Annotated in this window: 2 tRNA genes and 1 rRNA gene; all 3 read left to right on the top strand. The window is 48.2% G+C overall.

Annotated elements, in window-relative coordinates:
* The first annotated feature begins 124 nt into the window (after positions 1–124).
* Positions 125–201 (top strand) — tRNA-Ile (locus tag JI665_RS28195).
* An 11-nt stretch (positions 202–212) separates the two neighbouring features.
* Positions 213–288 (top strand) — tRNA-Ala (locus tag JI665_RS28200).
* A gap of 258 nt (positions 289–546) precedes the next feature.
* Positions 547–645 (top strand): 23S ribosomal RNA (locus tag JI665_RS28205); the annotation flags it as partial.

Genomic DNA, 645 nt, shown 5'->3' on the forward strand with positions numbered 1-645 from the left:
GCCGTATCGGAAGGTGCGGCTGGATCACCTCCTTTCTAAGGATATTTACATGAAACGTGACGTGTTTTGTTCGTTCAGTTTTGAGAGTTCAATCTCTCACATTTTCATACTTTACCTATTATGTGGGCCTATAGCTCAGCTGGTTAGAGCGCACGCCTGATAAGCGTGAGGTCGATGGTTCGAGTCCATTTAGGCCCACCATCTCATATAATGGGGCCTTAGCTCAGCTGGGAGAGCGCCTGCTTTGCACGCAGGAGGTCAGCGGTTCGATCCCGCTAGGCTCCACCAACCATAACGATTCCATTCGTTATTTTTTGTTCCTTGAAAACTAGATAATGTTAATGAAGAAGCAATAACCGAGTAATCGCCATCTTAGTTTTTTTCTTATTTTTGTTTTAAAACGAAGTAAGAGCACAAACCATGAGGACGATGAGCGGCAAGGAGATCAAGGAAGCGACCGAGTGAGCACCGGAGCGTACTTTAGTACGTGAGGAGCGGAGCGAGAGAGCTGACGCAGAGATCCGCAGTCGATCAGCGGCCGAAGTAGGTTAAGTTAGAAAGGGCGCACGGTGAATGCCTTGGCACTAGGAGCCGATGAAGGACGGTACTAACACCGATATGCTTCGGGGAGCTGTAAGTAAGCTT

It is taken from the genome of Bacillus sp. NTK034 (assembly GCF_017303275.1).
Lineage (GTDB): Bacteria > Bacillota > Bacilli > Bacillales > Cytobacillaceae > Cytobacillus.